This is a genomic window from Pedobacter gandavensis (assembly GCF_032678465.1).
Classification (GTDB): Bacteria; Bacteroidota; Bacteroidia; order Sphingobacteriales; family Sphingobacteriaceae; genus Pedobacter; species Pedobacter gandavensis_B.
The window spans coordinates 253,855-269,884 of the sequence record NZ_JAVTSK010000009.1 but is presented as its reverse complement, the minus strand read 5'-3'; the positions used below and the strand labels follow the sequence as shown (position 1 = coordinate 269,884).

Genomic DNA, 16,030 nt, shown 5'->3' with positions numbered 1-16,030 from the left:
GAATAAACTGATTTGATGAAGTTTTTTTTAGCCTTAAAAATTGAGGATAAAAAAAAAGACGACGTCTGGAGCAACGTCGCCTTTAATTAAGAAATAAATCTTGTACACCCAATAGGATTCGAACCTATGACCTACGGTTTAGAAAACCGTTGCTCTATCCAGCTGAGCTATGGATGCGTTTCCCTTGTTGGTGCGACAAATGTAGGAGTATTATTGAACATCTACAAATCTAATTTGCTTTTTTATTGCTCTGAAAGCGCATTTGCTTGCTTTAAAGGAGGATACATTGTTAAAAAAGCGTAAATTAGTGAAAGGGAAATATTGGGGATAAACACTCTGTTTTCGATTGGGATGAGAAATAAAATAAGATTTTTTCTGGTAATGTGTTGTTTTGTAGGTTTTTATGCTGATGTTTTAGGTCAGGTGCCCAATAAAAACTATGATGAAAAACTGGCGAAGGAACTGCATGCTGATGATTATGGAATGAAGACCTATGTACTGGCCATTTTAAAAACAGGACCTGAAAAAGGTCTTTCAAAGGCAAAGCAGGATAGTGTATTTCTGGGGCATATGGCAAATATTGGCAAATTGGTTGCAGATGGCAAGCTAGTTGTTGCCGGACCATTAGGTAAAAATGATAAAAATTACCGTGGAATTTTCATTCTTGATGTATCTACTATTCCAGAAGCAGAGCAACTGGTACACACCGATCCCGCTGTTCAATCGAGGTTATTGGATGTAGAATTGTACATCTGGTATGGTTCGGCAGCCTTAAAAGAAACCCTTAAAATCCATAGTAAAATAGAAAAGCGGAGTCATTAAATGGTTATCCGCTTTTGTGGATGCAATTCCGTGTGTGTTAAAATCAGGTGCATGATATAATCATTCGAAGGAAAGGCTTGCATGGCAGATTTTATCATTCCAGGATCCCTGACATCAGAATACTGGGATATATAGCCCATACCGTATAACTTTCCTTGTTCTACAAGTATGCAGCTTTGTTCATCTTCTGTTCTTCCTGTATCTAAAATAGCAAAACTGGGCAGCATTGTTTTCAACTGTTCCATGGCATATTTTACACGTACATTGTAGGCAGCCGCGGATTCTTTACCCAAACAGGCTCCGCTACAATTTCCTTCCTCATGGCCAGTACAGGCCAGTCTTTTACTTTGAATATAGCATAGCTTTTCACATAAAAATTGATCTTTGATTAAAATCTTCAGTACGTGATGTCCCTCTAAAATGGTGTTAAAACTGTATAAAGCAGGCATATTCTTTTTGAAAGTATCTAAGCCTAAACGGAGGTAACCTTTTTGATCTTCAAAAGCATAAAGGGCATATTTTTGTTCATAACGTTTTAAAGAGCGGTTATTCTCAGGCCATAATCTTTTGATCTCTGTGGCCTCCAGAATGAAAGCCATGAGTTCAGTACCACAAATCTCAAAATCTATACTGTAAATATCCTTAAGGAAATTCTGACGCTGTTTGCCGGTATTATTTCCTGTAAAATGGGAACAAACTCTTTTTTTGAGATTCTTCGCTTTTCCAATGTAAATTACTTTTCCTTTTTGATCCTTAAAATAGTAAACTCCAGGTGATAAAGGAAGTTGATCGATCTGAGATTTAGGTAGATGAGGAGGGAGTGCTTGTTCTTTAGATCCGATTTTAAGCGAGGATTCAATGATCCCTTCTGTATCATTGGCAAGTAATCTACTTAACAATTCTGCAGTTGCAGCGGCATCACCACCTGCACGGTGACGATTATTCAATGAAATTTTTAAGGCAGCACATAATTTACCAAGGCTATACGAGGCCTGTCCTGGTAAAATTTTACGACTTAATCTTACGGTACATAGCTTTTTGCAGGATAAGTCATAGCCAGCCAGCGTCAGGTTGTGCTTAATAAATGAAAAATCGAAATTTACGTTATGTGCAACAAAAATCTTATCCTGTAATAAATTATAAATTACTTCAGCGACTTCATGAAACATAGGCGCATTTTCAACCATTTCATTACTAATACCGGTTAGGGCTTCAATGTGATCTGGAATGTATTGACCTGGGTTGATCAGTGTTTCATACGAATCGACCACAGCAAGACCGTCATGCACCAGAATCGAAATCTCTGTAATTCCATTTCCTGAAGCATGACCACCTGTGGTCTCTATATCTACAACAGCGTACAGCATAGTTTCTTTAAAAGAGTGATTTTAGTTTGTAAATATGCTAATTATTTTAGTATATTTTTATATAATTCAAACAAATGACTCGATTTGAAGAAATTAACTTCCTAAAAGCTGGTTTCTATTTTGATAGGATTACTAAGAATCTTATGAATCGGGCATTTGTCTGCAATTTGCATCAGCCGGTCCTGCTCCTCTGAAGATAGTTCAGCACCGAAGGTTATTTTTCTGGTGATGGTGGTTGCTTCAGTCATGTCTTCTTCATTACAAATGGCCAGCTCTATTTTAATCGTGTCCAGGTTCATCTTTTTGCGGTCGGCATACATTCTGATCGTAATGGCGGTGCAACTTCCTAAACTTGCCAATAATAAGGCGCCTGGCGCCATACCTTCATCTGTTCCGCCCATTTCTTCCGGCTCATCGGCATATATAAAATGCCCATTGGCATATATTTTTGTTTTGTAATGTGATCGGTCTAACTCTGTAATTGCAGTAATTTTGTTTGCTGACATATGGGTTTAACTAATGAATGAATAAGGAATGTATAAATAGGGCAACAAGTCAATGTTTAAATCGTTTGTTTTGATCCTTAATTTTACAATATAATATCAATTCCTTAAAATTAGTTAAACATTCTAAACTTAGATTTGTTATAAGACTCCTAACCAATTGATTATGCTAAGTACTTATCTCAACTTTCAGTTTGATATTCAAGGAAAATCTGTGAATGGTTTTTGCATGCGGATTCAGGATGATTTTCATGAAACTTATGCGGTGGTCTTAGATGGTTACCATTCTTTCTGTGTATGGCTTGATTCTTCCAGTACCTGGAGATCTTCGAGGCATACCAGTGTAGAACCAAGAATACTGGAACAAATCATTAGCCGATTATCTCTTAATAAATTGAGCTAACCAGCCCCGCTGGCATGAACTGGTATAGAGCGATTCACTAGGCAATGGTCTTTGATACTAATCATTAACGAAGATTCAAATCGGTTTCGATTAGCCAAAAAAGAGGTAACACAAGCCAATAGCTGTACAGACACCCACTAAATCGGCCAATAACATTGCACCAATGGCATAACGCGTGTTGGTTACGTTTACGGCACCAAAATAAACGGCGATAACGTAAAATGTTGTATCAGAGGAACCTTGTAAAATGCTGGCCAATCTACCGGCAAAGGAGTCTGGGCCGTGTGTTGTCATTGTATCGATCATCATTCCTCTGGCACCGCTCCCGCTTAGTGGTCTGATCAGGGCGGTGGGAATACCATCAATAAAGCGGGAATCCATGCCCAGCGACATGCAAATGTGTTTTAATCCATTAATGACGATGTCGAATGTACCACTGGTACGCAGTAAACTGATTGCAACCAACATCCCTACCAGATATGGAATAATTCGGATAGCGGTATCAAAACCGCCTTTTGCACCCTCTACAAATGCATCATATACATTAATGTTTTTATAAAGTCCGCCTAAAACAATCAGAAAGAAAATTAAAAGCAATAGTCCGTTGCTCAGGATTCCTGAGAATTCCTGTAAGCCGGAGGTACTCAGGCTGGTGAGGTAGAATACCAGTAAAGCGATCACTGAAGAGAGACCTAATACCCAGATCAGAATTGCAGGCTGAAAAACATTGATCTTTTGTTTAAAGGAAACAATAAACATGGCGGCCATAGTGGCTACAAAAGTAGCAATCATGCATGGGATAAAAATATCTGTCGGATTAGCTGAATCTAAAGAGGCACGTACGGCAATGATACTTACAGGAATTAAAGTTAATCCTGAAGCATGTAGGCAAAGAAACATAATCTGTGCATTGGAAGCGGTATCTTTATTTGGATTGAGCTCTTGTAAACTTTCCATTGTCTTCAAACCAAAAGGAGTGGCTGCATTGTCGAGACCCAATAAGTTTGCGGAAAAATTCATCACCATATGACCTGTTGCCGGATGACCTTTTGGTACATCAGGAAAAAGTTTTGAGAAGAAAGGACTAATGATTCTTGACAATAAACGGATGCCGCCGGCTTTTTCTGCTATGCTCATAAAACCCATAAACAAGGCCATGATGCCAATCAACTTCAAGCAGATATTTACAGCCGTCCAGCAGGTTTCTATAATGCCGTCTACCTTTAATACATTACCTGCATCACTGGCTTTTCCAATAATCATGAGGTTGAAAATTTCTTTTTCTCCAAAAAAGAAACACTTAATACTAGCTACTGTAATCGCAATTAGAATGAATGCAGACCAGATCCTACTTAGGGCCATTAAAACAAAATTAGTTGAAGGGTTAAATTTATACTTTTGATTCTAATAATTCGGTGTTCAAGAATAAGAATTATTGTTTTGAGGCAAGTAAAACAATAAATTACCAGGCAGATATCCGAATGGTATTGATCAATAGGCTCATTGTTTAGTAAAGGGAGTAGTCGAAAAGTCATTAGGTAATGGCGATTTTCTTTGTGGCCATAACCGCATAAACCATGGGTATTTTGTTTTCCAGGTGTGCAATTCTGTATTTCCCAGGTTCAACCTCCAGCAGGTGCTGTAAGCAATTATATGGTGAATAATCAAATTCATCTAAGGAATTGATCTCCATGTTATTTTTGATCAAGGCATTCATCACTTCTCCTAAACCATGGTTCCACGTCACGTAATCTTGAGTGATTGCTGCATTTTTACTGGCATAGGTCCCGGTTTCCGTTTCCAGAATAGCCCCTGAGTTAAAGTAATTGTAAGCAATTTTTTCAAAATTATCATCAAACATCCAAACTACAGGATGAAATTCCACAAAAACTAATTTACCTGTTGGTTTTAGAAACCTAGAAATTATACTTGCCCATTTATCCAGATCTGGCAGCCAGGAAATCACACCGTAACTGGTAAAGACGATATCAAATTGTTCATTCAAATGATTCGGTAGATGGTAGACATCACAACAAATGAAGTTAACTTGTACAGCTGATTCTTTTGCTAGTGCTTTTGCACTGGCAATGGACTGATCAGATAAATCTACTGCAGTAACTTTTGCCCCCATTTTAGCCAGGGAAATAGAGTCTTGTCCGAAATGACATTGCAAATGGAGAATTGATTTCCCCCGAATGTCGCCAAGCATAGCCAATTCTATGGGTTTTAGAGAGGAATTTCCATTTAGAAAACCCTCAACATCATAAAAATCAGATTCCAAATGAGCAGCCGTTTTGGCATTCCAGGACTGCCTATTGATTTCAAGGTAATTGTCTTCGGTTTTCATACTTCAATGACTTGTTTATTCAAATATGCTAAAAAATGGGATAAGAAACAGCAAAGCGGCCGCATCACCAGTTAAGGGATGCGGCCGCTTTATTTTGTATGAATAATTACTTATTAAGGCTTATCGTCGGTCAGTTCAAAACCCCATGTTTTACCTTTTTCTGTTGCAGGAATTCCTGAGGTCATCCATGCCGGTGCTTTAGCACCTTTCAGGTAATGATCGAAGAACTGTTGTTCTCTGATTTGGATATCTTTTCTGTTCTGACGTTGAATCAGGTTATGTGCTTCGCCATTGTAATTCAGCATCCATACTGGTTTACCTAAGCGTCTCAGACCACTAAAGAGCTCAATCCCTTGGTACCATGGTACGGCGCCATCTGCATCGTTCGCCATAATCACCAGAGGTGTATTGACCTTTGGTAAGAAAAATAAAGGAGAATTCTCGATATACAGCTCCGGCTTCTCCCAAAGTGTAGCACCGATTCTGCTCTGCGTTTTCTCATATTGGAATTGTCTGTTCATTCCACTTTCCCAACGCATTCCACCATAAGCGGAAGTCATATTGGCAACGGGAGCACCAGCCCATGCTGCTGCGTACATATTTGTGCGGGTAATCAGGTGTGCCGTTTGATAACCTCCCCAGCTTTGACCTTGCAGACCGATTTTACTGCCATCAACCCAAGGGTTTTTCTTTAAAGCTTCAACACCAGAATTGATAAATTCCTCAGCAGATCTTCCTGGATAACCAGTCTCATATGAGATATCCGGAGCAAATACCAGATAACCATTACTTACAAAGAAAGGAATATTCAATCTGGAAGGGGTAGGTGCAGGAGCCTGATAACTGTACAATCCATCAGAAAGTTTCTCATAGAAATATACGATCATCGGATATTTTTTAGCCGGATCAAAGTTCTCTGGTTTGTATAAAATCCCTTCTGACTTATAGCCTTTAGGCGTTTCCCATTTTACTAATTCTGCTGTTCCCCAATTGTAGTTTTGTTGTTGAGGATTGGTATTGCTCAGCTTAATCTCTGTTTTCAGGTCTTTGGAAACATAGACATTTGGAGAAACACTATAGTTTTCTTTGTCGTAGATATACATTTCTGCATCTTTAGCTTTTGCTAAAGCTGAATATTTGTATTTTTCCATCACGATGATTTCCGGATTTTTCTGAGTACCAATATTGGTCTTATAGAAACCATTTTCTTTGGTGGTATTGTTAAAAGCATCCATTAATATGTGTTGCTTTTTATCCAGAAAACGACTTTCAGGATCTAATTTCTGGTAACGGAAAGTCAGCTTATTTTGTCTGCCAAAACCATTTGTAAGATTTTTTGCCGGACTTTTTCCTTCAGGAGAGAACTCCCAGATATCATACCTGTCGTAGATTAAAACGGATTTATCATCTTCTGTCCAGGCAGCAACACCATAAGCCGATGGGTCGTCTGGAACATCATTTTCTTCATCCACCAATTTCACTGTCAGACCCGTATTTAAAGTTGTCAGCTTTCCTGTAGCTACCTGATATGTCGTATAATTTCCTGTTTTTTTATCAAAGTAAAGTACATATTTTCCTGCAGGAGAAGCCATGGCTGAGCCGGAAAGTCCTTCAATGATTTTCTTTTTTGCACCAGTTTTCACATCAACCAGGTAATAATCTTTGATAGGGCTGGCTGTCCATTGTTGCTGAATTCTATTGCCAAAATCTGTAGATGCCAATACAAATGGAGCATTTCCTTCATTCATCACAATGGCATCAGGGATTTTCAGATCTGTTAAAGGAATGATTTTAGGATCACTGTTAAAGATATCAATCGAGCTGAGGTAACTGCGTTTTGATTCTCTATCTGCATTCTTCAGCTGCATTGGCTGCAGGTAATCGTCTTTATAGCCCCATACGTCGAGTTTCGCATTTTCAAAATCGATCAATGTAGTATCTTTTGGCGTTTTAACCGGTGCTATACCGAAGAATAATTTCGTACCATCTTTACTGAAATTCACACGTGAATCACCGCTTACCGCCCATTTTGCAGGCATACCTGGAATGGCATTGTCTACAAGTATTTGTGCGGTATCTAAAGAGAGAGAATTGTAGTACACATTGTAGTTTTTGATTTCTGTTTTCTCCGGACTTTGTTCACCGAGGAAAGCCAGATACGCTCCATCGTCATTAAATGCAAAATTTTTGAAGGTGCCTTTTCCTTTGACTAATGTTTTCAAAGTACCTTTTTCTGTATTTAGAACGAAGACACCCACTGGGGCTGCTTTGTCTTTCTTTGAGCCGGTACTGGCAAAAATAAACTGTTTACCATTCTTACTGAATGCGTATTCGCTCACATATTTAAATGTTCGCTCTACACCGGTATTCAGATTCTTAAAGATCAGATCTGTTCCTTCCGTTTTGCCGGAACTTCCTGAGTCATCATCTGCAAAGAAATCTTCATTGTCTTTTTTCTTATCTGTAGCAGCAGGGGCAGGGCTTTTCTTCGTTGTTGTATCGATTGGTTTTTCCAATTGATAAGCTAAAAATCCAAAACCTTTTTCTGGCATTTTAAAGGACTTTACACGAGCTACTTTTAGAATAGCCATGCTGGTCAGATTTGCAATCCCAAGACTGTCTTTAGGCTGATCATCTGCTTTTTTCTTTTTAATTTTTGCCTGGCGGATATCTTTTTGAAAAGGCTTAATGGCAAACACTGCATATTTTGAATCTGCACTGAACTGAGCATTTGAACCACGGTTGACTTTAATCTTTGAGAGGTTAACCAGATTATTCAGGTATAGATTGGCATCTCCTTCTTGTTGATTGATGCCGTACATGGCCCATACCCCATTGTTACTTAGTTGTTTCGACCCCACAGATTCCCAGGTGTCATAAACACTATGGTCCAGTGGTTTTTTCTGCGCATATGTTGCGCCGGCAAACAAAAGGAACATCAGTGTAAGTTTTTTGTGCATCATAAAGACTGTTTTTTACTTGTTGATTGATTTAAGGTTAAATTTCTGTTTTTTTACCACCATATTCGCAATTTGCACCAAATTATTACAATACAAACCGGCCTTAAACAAAAAAAAGCACCCCGAAAGGTGCTTTTTTATAAATCTTAAGGAAGACTATTTTTTCTTTGCCTGAGCTGCTGCCTGTTGCTGCTGACGCATATAGTCATCTAATCTCGCCTGGAATTTAGATTTCTTTTTGGTCTCTGCAGGTTTTGTTTTGTTCTCTTGTAAAGTACGGTGAATCTTTTCGTCATCAACCATAGATTTAATCAGGAACTGCTGAGCAAATGTCAACATGTTCGCCAGGAAGTAGTAATAGTTTAATCCTGAAGGATAGCTATTCAATACCCCTAAGAAAATGATCGGCATGATGTAACCGATGTATTTCATCTGACCTGTTGCACCTGAAATCTGGTTATTGAAATAAGTATAGATCAATGTCGAAATCGTCATCAACACACACATTAAACTCAGGTGATCTCCGATAAATGGAATGTTGAAACCAAATTTGATGAAATCATCATAAGTGGAAAGGTCTTTCATCCATAGGAAACTTTCTCCTCTTAACTCAAATAAGTTCGGGAAGAAGAAGAAGAAGGCCATTACGAATGGCAATTGAAGTAGCATTGGTAAACAGCCACCTAATGGATTTACGCCTACCTGCTTGTACAATTTAAGGTATTCCTGTTGCAAAAGCGTTGGATTATCTTCACCTACTTTGGCTTTAATCTCATCCATTTCTGGTTTAAGAATTCTCATCTTAGCCATAGAGATGTATGATTTATACGTCAATGGAGACATCGCTACTTTTAGGAGGATCGTCAGGATCAAAATGATCAGACCATAGTTCCATCCAAAACCTTCCAGGAATTTAAACACTGGTAGTACGATAAATCTGTTGATGTATTTTAAAGGCCAGTAGCCCATATCTACTAATTTCTCAATTTCGTGTCCTTGTGCTTTTAATACCGAGAACTTATTGGTACCGAAGTAGAAATCCATTGCATAGTTTTGAGAAGCCAACTGAGCAAAATTCATTTTCATATCGGCATCATAGCGTTTGATCTGACCCGGAAGGGTAGAAGCAGTTACGGCTAGTTTACCACTTTCAAAAGCAACTTTCGGAATCAATACAGCAGAGAAAAACTGTTGTTTGAAGGAGAACCATTCGATTTTTCCTTTTTTCAATTCTTCTGTCTGATCTTTGGCAACACTTAAATGATCTGGACTTTCATTGGTATATTTATAGAAAGGAGCAGAGTGTTCCTTTTCTTTTACTGCTGATTTCTCCTGTTCTAATAAGGTAGCTGACCAGTTTAATGAGATAGAATCCGTTTGGATGACCTGATTTAAACCATTTAGATTAATGTTAAAGGCAACATTATTCGACTTTGGTTTTAAATCATAAGTATATTCAATGTATTTATCACCTTGATAAACTGCACGCATGCTCACCATGTTGCCTGTTACTGTTGGTGTAAAATAAAGGTCATTGGTATTTAAGATTTTACCATTGATGTTCATTTTTAAACCAAACTTATTCTGGTCGCCGTCAAATAATACAACTAGCTTTCCATTATAAGTCTTTTGATCTTTTACTTCTACAGATAAGATCTTACCCCCTTTATTGGTCAGGGTTAATTTTAAGTTCTCATTCTCTAAAACAGTAGTTTGTGGAGTACCTGTGATGCTGCCACCAAATGGTCCTGATAATGCTGCTGAATCAACAGCTGGTGTTGCCGCTGCAACTGTAGTCGCAGCAGTTTTTGTGGCTGCAGCAACTTTTTTCAAAGAATCTGCGGCAATTCTTTCCTTTTCTTTATTGATTTCAGTCTGACTGGGACCAAAAAAGTAAAAAGAACCGGCCAAAACGATCATGATCAGGAACAGGCCTGTAAACGTATTTCTATCCATTATTGTTATTTAAACTCGTATTATTTGATTTTCTTCTTCGCAAATTCCATCGCGGCGGCGACAAATTTAACAAAAAGTGGGTGAGGATTAGCAACTGTTGATTTTAATTCTGGATGAAATTGTCCGCCAACGAAGAAAGGATGGTTTTTAAGCTCCACAATTTCTACTAAATGACTATCTGGATTTAATCCTGAAGCAATCATTCCTGCTGCTTCATATTGCTCTAAATACGCATTATTGAATTCATAACGATGTCTGTGACGCTCGGTGATGTGAGTTTTTCCATAAGCAGAATAAGCTTTTGTACCTTTTTTAAGGTCACATGGATAAGAACCCAGACGCATAGTACCACCTTTATTAGTGATATTTTTCTGGTCTTCCATCATATTGATCACTGGATTCTCTGTGTTTTCATCGATTTCTACAGTATTTGCATTGGTTAATCCCAATACATTTCTACCGAATTCAATGACTGCACATTGCATACCTAAACAGATACCGAAGAAAGGAACGTCATTTTCACGAACATATTTAATCGCATCAATTTTTCCTTCAATACCACGGCTACCAAAACCTGGGGCAACCAATACACCGTCTAAATGCATTAATTTCTCTTTGGCATTGTCTGCATAGATCCCTTCAGAATGGATATATTCTACTTTTACTTTACACTCATTTTTAGCACCTGCATGTACAAAAGATTCAATGATGGATTTGTAAGCATCAGGAAGCTCTACATATTTACCAATCAGACCGATTTTAACTTCTGAAGTTGGGTTTTTCAAACGACCTAAGAAATCTTTCCAGCTTTCCATATCTGGTTCGTTTTTCTGAGCCAGTTTCAATTTACTCAATACCGTTTTGTCCAATTGTTCTTTCATCATCAACAATGGCACATCATAAATCGTAGAAGCATCAATAGATTCTACTACGGCATTGATATTCACGTTACAGAATAGCGCAATTTTTTTACGGATATCTGCATTGATATGGTGTTCTGTACGGCAAACCAAAATATCTGGTTGAATACCATATTCCAATAATGCTTTAACAGAATGTTGTGTAGGCTTTGTTTTCAATTCACCTGCAGCAGCAAGGAATGGAATCAAGGTCAGGTGAATAACGATGGCATTGTTTGCCCCTTCTTCCCATTTAAACTGACGTACTGCTTCAATAAATGGTAAGGATTCGATATCACCAACAGTTCCACCAAGCTCTGTGATCACGATATCAAATTTTCCAGTGTCACCTAAGATACGCATGTTGCGTTTGATCTCATCAGTGATGTGTGGAACAACCTGAACTGTTTTTCCAAGGTACTCACCTTGTCTTTCTTTGTTGATTACGTTTTGATAAATCCTTCCGGTCGTAATGTTGTTGGCCTGAGAAGTAGGAATGTTTAAGAAACGTTCATAGTGACCAAGGTCAAGATCAGTTTCGGCACCATCTTCAGTCACAAAGCATTCGCCATGTTCATATGGATTTAATGTTCCCGGATCGATGTTGATATACGGGTCGAATTTTTGAATGGCTACATTGTAACCTCTTGCTTGTAATAATTTGGCTAATGAAGCGGAGATGATGCCCTTACCTAAAGAGGAAGTAACACCGCCCGTAACAAAAATATACTTAGTCATGTTTGTGAGTTTCTGAAAATAAAAGCAAATTAAAGCTTACTTTTATTGTTTTTGTACGGGATACAAAGTTAACAAATAAAACGGAAGCTGGAGGGCTAAATGTGGAAATATTGTTGATGTTACAAAATCAAGACATAAGCACTTATGACTGATAATGTTACAGTACGAAACCATAGAGCCGTTTTTTTAGCTCTTCTGGTTTTTGTTTTTGGACATCATAATTTCGGGAATATATTTCCATTAACTTTTTGAATTCTTTCTCAGTTTCTGTCTTTTTTCCTTTTGGAGGTGGGTTAATGGTTAAGGATTGCTCTGTGTAGGGTGTTACTTTTGTTGCAAACCAGGTACTGAAATACCGAGGAATAGCCAGACCGAGGATAATACCCGGTAAGCCGGTAAAACCTTCCGGTCCACCTTTCAATAAAATTTCATCCGTATAAAAAGCCACAACATACACGGAGTCATTGATCACGCCAATTGCTTTTCTGCAATCGTAGCCTGCAATATTTCGAATTTCATGCATGATTTTCCATTCTATATTGGGAATGGTATCATTTAAGAGGTAATCTTCTCCCATGATGTTCTTTTTGATGACACGTTTATCGAGCTGGTAGTTGGTATAGAGCTCATTTTCATTGTCCATCACACCTCCGAAAACCGAAAAATCCAATTGTTCCTCTTCTTTTTTTAAAGGGCGATAAATAGACTTTGTACTATTAAAAGATAACTCCCAATAACTCAATTTGTATTTTTTCATCTTTTCTCTGATCTCCTCAGAAAGACCTAAATCTGCCAGACTGCGTTGCAGGTTTACTTTTTTCTCATAGATGATGGTACCATTGGGAATAAAGAGCTGCTGTGCTTTTACTGCAATAAAAGAAATAGAAAGAAATAACAGACAAGCCAGTTGTTTCATGATCACTTAAGGATTTGCAGGTGTTTTAGTAAAGTTACCACTTAAATTCCAGTTTATACCAATCAATACATAACGTGGAATATAACTAAATGTGTTTTCAGAAATCAGATTTCCACCTACAAAGCGGTTGTAGCCAATTTTTTGATTGAGAATATCTGTAGCGGTGAGTTTCAACTCAAAAGCCTCACTTTTACCTAGTTTGGTAGCCAGATAGCTATTTAGAATCATCACATTCAGGTCAGTTCCAAAAGATGAATTTGCCGGGCGCATGGAAACAGACAATGTACCGTTGAACTCTGTTCGATACGGTAATTGAACAGTTCCTGACAATTCATGGTTGTGGACAATGCTCTTGCCATCATTTATTCCTCCGATAGAGGAGGTGCCATACATGATAGATGCAGAAGGCGTGTAGCTCAGGTCTATTTTTGAATTGTTATAGCTGAAGGAGCTTTTTATATTGTATTGGGTGTTGATCGTTTTGTTGCGAACCCCATTGATTTTGCTCATGTTGCCAGAACGGAAAAAGCTTAGGTCGAGGCCCATACGGAAATGAAGTTTTGAAAAACCTTTGGCATAATACATATTTCCACTAAGTGTGTTGGTCCCGTCTAAATTGACAAAACTGGCAATTCTTTTGTTAAACTCATCTATAATTTCGGAGCTTACGATGGCATTGTTGGTAAATCCATAATTCAAAGAACCAGAAAGAAATTGATCTGAATTCATCATAAAACTCGTGTAGGATACCGAGAAGTTATTGGTGAAAGATGGCCTTAAATCTGAATTTCCTATCACCTGATATAAGGGGGTGTTAATTTGTCGCACAGGTTGGATTTGTTCAATACTAGGTTGCTGGGTAAAGCCGTTGTAATTTAAGGCCATACTTGTATTGTTGCTGACTTTGTAAAAAAGATTCGTACGTGGCGAGAGGTTCAGATAGTTTCTTTTGAAATTACTGGCTCTATCCAGATCTTTCAATTCAAAGTTTGTTTGGGTAGCTTCCAATCCGCTGGAGATAGAAAAGCTTTTCACTTTATATTGAAAGATCAGCTTTCCAATGTTAGAGAAATTTATGAACTTAAAATTATTACTTAGGGAATCTATCTTTTGCGGTGTTCCTGAAAGGGCATCGGAAACATACCTGTTACTACTGGAGGAAATGGTTTTAAACGTATAACCTGCTTCCATCGACCAGCGTTTAGTTAACAACTCTGCATAACTGATTCGGGTTCCAATAGAATTTTGCTGACCTGCATTGTCTTTAATCAAATTGACATCCTCTGTACGGATTTGTTGTCCCTGGGAATTGAAATATTCCGTATGGTTTAAACTTCTTTCCTGCCCATTATTTTGCTGACTTTCCGGTTGGATATCGATAGACAATGCCCTTCCTTTTTTCTTAAATTTTGTTGACCAGTTGATATTGCCATTGAACAGGTCGCCAGAACCATTTCCAATGTTGGATTGTGTGTTCTGACTAATTGGAATTCCATATTCATTGCTGCTGCCGTTTTTGCTGGTAGATTCGTTATAACTTCTATTTTTTTTAACACCAAACGATACTTTTAAGATGGATAAAGAGTCGGTATGGTAGGTATAAGTACCTCTGATGTTCTCCCCGGTTACATTGGAATGGTCATCAGTATTTCCTGTACTGATGAACTGTTGTCCGGATGGTAATAATTCTTTAGAATTAAATGTTTTAAGATTGGTGTTTCTATTGTTGAATACTTTGAAGTTCGTTTTCAGCCCCATCTTATTACGGTAAAATTTATCCGAAAAATGAGCACCAAGATTGATGTTACTGGGAAGGCCTCCAGTGGAAGAATAGTAGTCATCGTCGTCGTCGCCTCCGGAAGAATACATTATGGAACTGCCATCGTCACCAATCTCAATCATATCATAGTCTTCTCCTTTTAGCTTACGCATGGAGTTGTTGATTTTAGAGTCGTTGTCGAGGTTAGAATAAGTACCGAAAACAGCCATTTTTAACTTGCCTTTAAATGCACCTACCATTCCTCCATAATCCTGAAAGGCGTCGGTTCCTGCATTGCCATCCAGGGCGGTTAAATAACCGTTTTTAGCATTGTCTTTGAGTTTAATATTGATCGTTTTTTGCTTGATCCCATCATCAATTCCTGTTAATTCGGCTGTTTTGCTCTTGCGTTCATACACTTGTACTTCATCCACTGCATTGGCTTTGAGGTATTTAGTGGCGAGTAGCGGGTCGTCGCCAAAAAATTCGTCGCCATCTACCAGAACGGTTTTAACTTCTTTACCCATTGATTTTATGGCCCCATTTTTATCCACTTCAATTCCCGGAAGTCTTTTGAGTAATTCCTGTACATTAGCATTGTTCCGTACAGCAAAACTATCCGCCTGGAAAACTAAGGTATCACCACGCATTCTAATGGCCTTTTTCGTGGCTGCAATCACGACTTCATGGAGTAATTTTGATTTTAATTCCATATTTATCTTTTCAAGATCAATTATGGTGTCTGTCCGGATACTGATATTCCGGATGTAATCTGCCATTTTTGGATAACTGATCAGGAGCTGGTAATTACCTGTCGCCAGATTTCCCAATTCGAAATATCCATTTTTTCCGCTACGTGCAGTTTTTACCAATACAGAATCCGCAGACCTAATCAAAAGGACTGCACTATTTTCAAGTACCTTTTTTTCTAAAGTATCAGCAACCAATCCTTTAATAACAGATTTTTGTGCTAAAGTAGTAAATGAAAATAGAGCGAAAAATATGTAAATGAAAACTTTTTTCAACATAATTTACCGGCTATTTCTCCTGGTGATTTCCTAAATCTAGCAAGATTTTTTTTGTCTCTATTAACTTTTAATCATATTCTTTCAAGTATTTAAAATTCAAAAGCGTTAGGCGTTAAAATTTTAAAATAAACGATTGGAGATGAATAGGGTAGTTCGGTTGATTTATAGTTCTTTAGCTATAATTTCCGGACTGTATAGGATCCAGGAAAAGACCGCAGGATACAATGCCGCATAAAAATTAAAACAGATCCTTATGGATGTCCTCTAAAAACGTAGTTTTTTGATGGATAAAATGTATGCTGAAAAATGAGAGATACTGGTGCTGAAAAGGT

Annotated in this window: 11 protein-coding genes and 1 tRNA gene; 2 read left to right on the top strand and 10 right to left on the bottom strand. The window is 37.9% G+C overall.

The window, feature by feature from the left end; genetic code table 11:
- Window positions 1–103: 103 nt before the first annotated feature.
- Window positions 104–177, bottom strand: a tRNA-Arg gene (locus R2Q94_RS17365).
- A gap of 174 nt (window positions 178–351) precedes the next feature.
- Here R2Q94_RS17365 and R2Q94_RS17360 point away from each other — a divergent pair.
- On the top strand, window positions 352–822 hold the full coding sequence (locus tag R2Q94_RS17360) for a hypothetical protein (protein WP_316822736.1): 471 nt from the start codon (window positions 352–354) through the stop codon (window positions 820–822).
- Here R2Q94_RS17360 and R2Q94_RS17355 read toward each other — a convergent pair.
- Both R2Q94_RS17355 and R2Q94_RS17350 read right to left on the bottom strand, forming a co-directional pair.
- Complete coding sequence (locus R2Q94_RS17355; protein WP_316822735.1) at window positions 819–2,189, bottom strand: exonuclease domain-containing protein; 1,371 nt, start codon at window positions 2,187–2,189, stop codon at window positions 819–821. The genes R2Q94_RS17360 and R2Q94_RS17355 overlap by 4 nt on opposite strands.
- Window positions 2,190–2,290: 101 nt before the next feature.
- Window positions 2,291–2,695, bottom strand: a complete 405-nt coding sequence (locus R2Q94_RS17350; protein WP_316822734.1) for an OsmC family protein — start codon at window positions 2,693–2,695, stop codon at window positions 2,291–2,293.
- A 163-nt stretch (window positions 2,696–2,858) separates the two neighbouring features.
- Between R2Q94_RS17350 and R2Q94_RS17345 the strand changes: the two genes are divergently transcribed.
- A complete protein-coding gene (locus R2Q94_RS17345; protein ID WP_316822733.1) occupies window positions 2,859–3,095 on the top strand; it encodes a hypothetical protein in 237 nt (78 codons plus the stop codon).
- A gap of 90 nt (window positions 3,096–3,185) precedes the next feature.
- Here R2Q94_RS17345 and R2Q94_RS17340 read toward each other — a convergent pair whose 3' ends face one another.
- The 7 genes from R2Q94_RS17340 to R2Q94_RS17310 all read right to left on the bottom strand — a co-directional run bounded on the left by R2Q94_RS17340 (window position 3,186) and on the right by R2Q94_RS17310 (window position 15,698).
- On the bottom strand, window positions 3,186–4,457 hold the full coding sequence (locus R2Q94_RS17340; protein ID WP_316822732.1) for a nucleoside recognition domain-containing protein: 1,272 nt from the start codon (window positions 4,455–4,457) through the stop codon (window positions 3,186–3,188).
- A gap of 172 nt (window positions 4,458–4,629) precedes the next feature.
- Window positions 4,630–5,442 (bottom strand): class I SAM-dependent methyltransferase, encoded by an 813-nt coding sequence (locus tag R2Q94_RS17335; protein ID WP_316822731.1) that lies wholly within the window; start codon window positions 5,440–5,442, stop codon window positions 4,630–4,632.
- Window positions 5,443–5,555: 113 nt separating this feature from the next.
- On the bottom strand, window positions 5,556–8,405 hold the full coding sequence (locus R2Q94_RS17330) for a prolyl oligopeptidase family serine peptidase (RefSeq protein WP_316822730.1): 2,850 nt from the start codon (window positions 8,403–8,405) through the stop codon (window positions 5,556–5,558).
- A gap of 153 nt (window positions 8,406–8,558) precedes the next feature.
- Complete coding sequence (yidC, locus tag R2Q94_RS17325) at window positions 8,559–10,358, bottom strand: membrane protein insertase YidC (RefSeq protein WP_316822729.1); 1,800 nt, start codon at window positions 10,356–10,358, stop codon at window positions 8,559–8,561.
- Between the two features lie 20 nt (window positions 10,359–10,378).
- Window positions 10,379–11,995, bottom strand: coding sequence for a CTP synthase (locus R2Q94_RS17320; protein ID WP_316822728.1), 1,617 nt, complete (start codon window positions 11,993–11,995; stop codon window positions 10,379–10,381).
- Window positions 11,996–12,152: 157 nt separating this feature from the next.
- Window positions 12,153–12,911, bottom strand: coding sequence for a GLPGLI family protein (locus tag R2Q94_RS17315; protein WP_316822727.1), 759 nt, complete (start codon window positions 12,909–12,911; stop codon window positions 12,153–12,155).
- 6 nt (window positions 12,912–12,917) lie between these two features.
- Window positions 12,918–15,698, bottom strand: a complete 2,781-nt coding sequence (locus tag R2Q94_RS17310) for an outer membrane beta-barrel protein (protein WP_316822726.1) — start codon at window positions 15,696–15,698, stop codon at window positions 12,918–12,920.
- Between the last annotated feature and the right edge of the window lie 332 nt (window positions 15,699–16,030).

What these genes read in the sequence shown, in the direction of transcription:
- R2Q94_RS17360 (WP_316822736.1), top strand. Translation starts at nt 352, where the DNA reads ATGAGAAATAAAATAAGATTTTTTCTGGTAATGTGTTGTTTTGTAGGT.
- R2Q94_RS17355 (WP_316822735.1), bottom strand. Translation starts at nt 2,189, where the DNA reads ATGCTGTACGCTGTTGTAGATATAGAGACCACAGGTGGTCATGCTTCA.
- R2Q94_RS17350 (WP_316822734.1), bottom strand. Translation starts at nt 2,695, where the DNA reads ATGTCAGCAAACAAAATTACTGCAATTACAGAGTTAGACCGATCACAT.
- R2Q94_RS17345 (WP_316822733.1), top strand. Translation starts at nt 2,859, where the DNA reads ATGCTAAGTACTTATCTCAACTTTCAGTTTGATATTCAAGGAAAATCT.
- R2Q94_RS17340 (WP_316822732.1), bottom strand. Translation starts at nt 4,457, where the DNA reads ATGGCCCTAAGTAGGATCTGGTCTGCATTCATTCTAATTGCGATTACA.
- R2Q94_RS17335 (WP_316822731.1), bottom strand. Translation starts at nt 5,442, where the DNA reads ATGAAAACCGAAGACAATTACCTTGAAATCAATAGGCAGTCCTGGAAT.
- R2Q94_RS17330 (WP_316822730.1), bottom strand. Translation starts at nt 8,405, where the DNA reads ATGATGCACAAAAAACTTACACTGATGTTCCTTTTGTTTGCCGGCGCA.
- yidC (WP_316822729.1), bottom strand. Translation starts at nt 10,358, where the DNA reads ATGGATAGAAATACGTTTACAGGCCTGTTCCTGATCATGATCGTTTTG.
- R2Q94_RS17320 (WP_316822728.1), bottom strand. Translation starts at nt 11,995, where the DNA reads ATGACTAAGTATATTTTTGTTACGGGCGGTGTTACTTCCTCTTTAGGT.
- R2Q94_RS17315 (WP_316822727.1), bottom strand. Translation starts at nt 12,911, where the DNA reads ATGAAACAACTGGCTTGTCTGTTATTTCTTTCTATTTCTTTTATTGCA.
- R2Q94_RS17310 (WP_316822726.1), bottom strand. Translation starts at nt 15,698, where the DNA reads ATGTTGAAAAAAGTTTTCATTTACATATTTTTCGCTCTATTTTCATTT.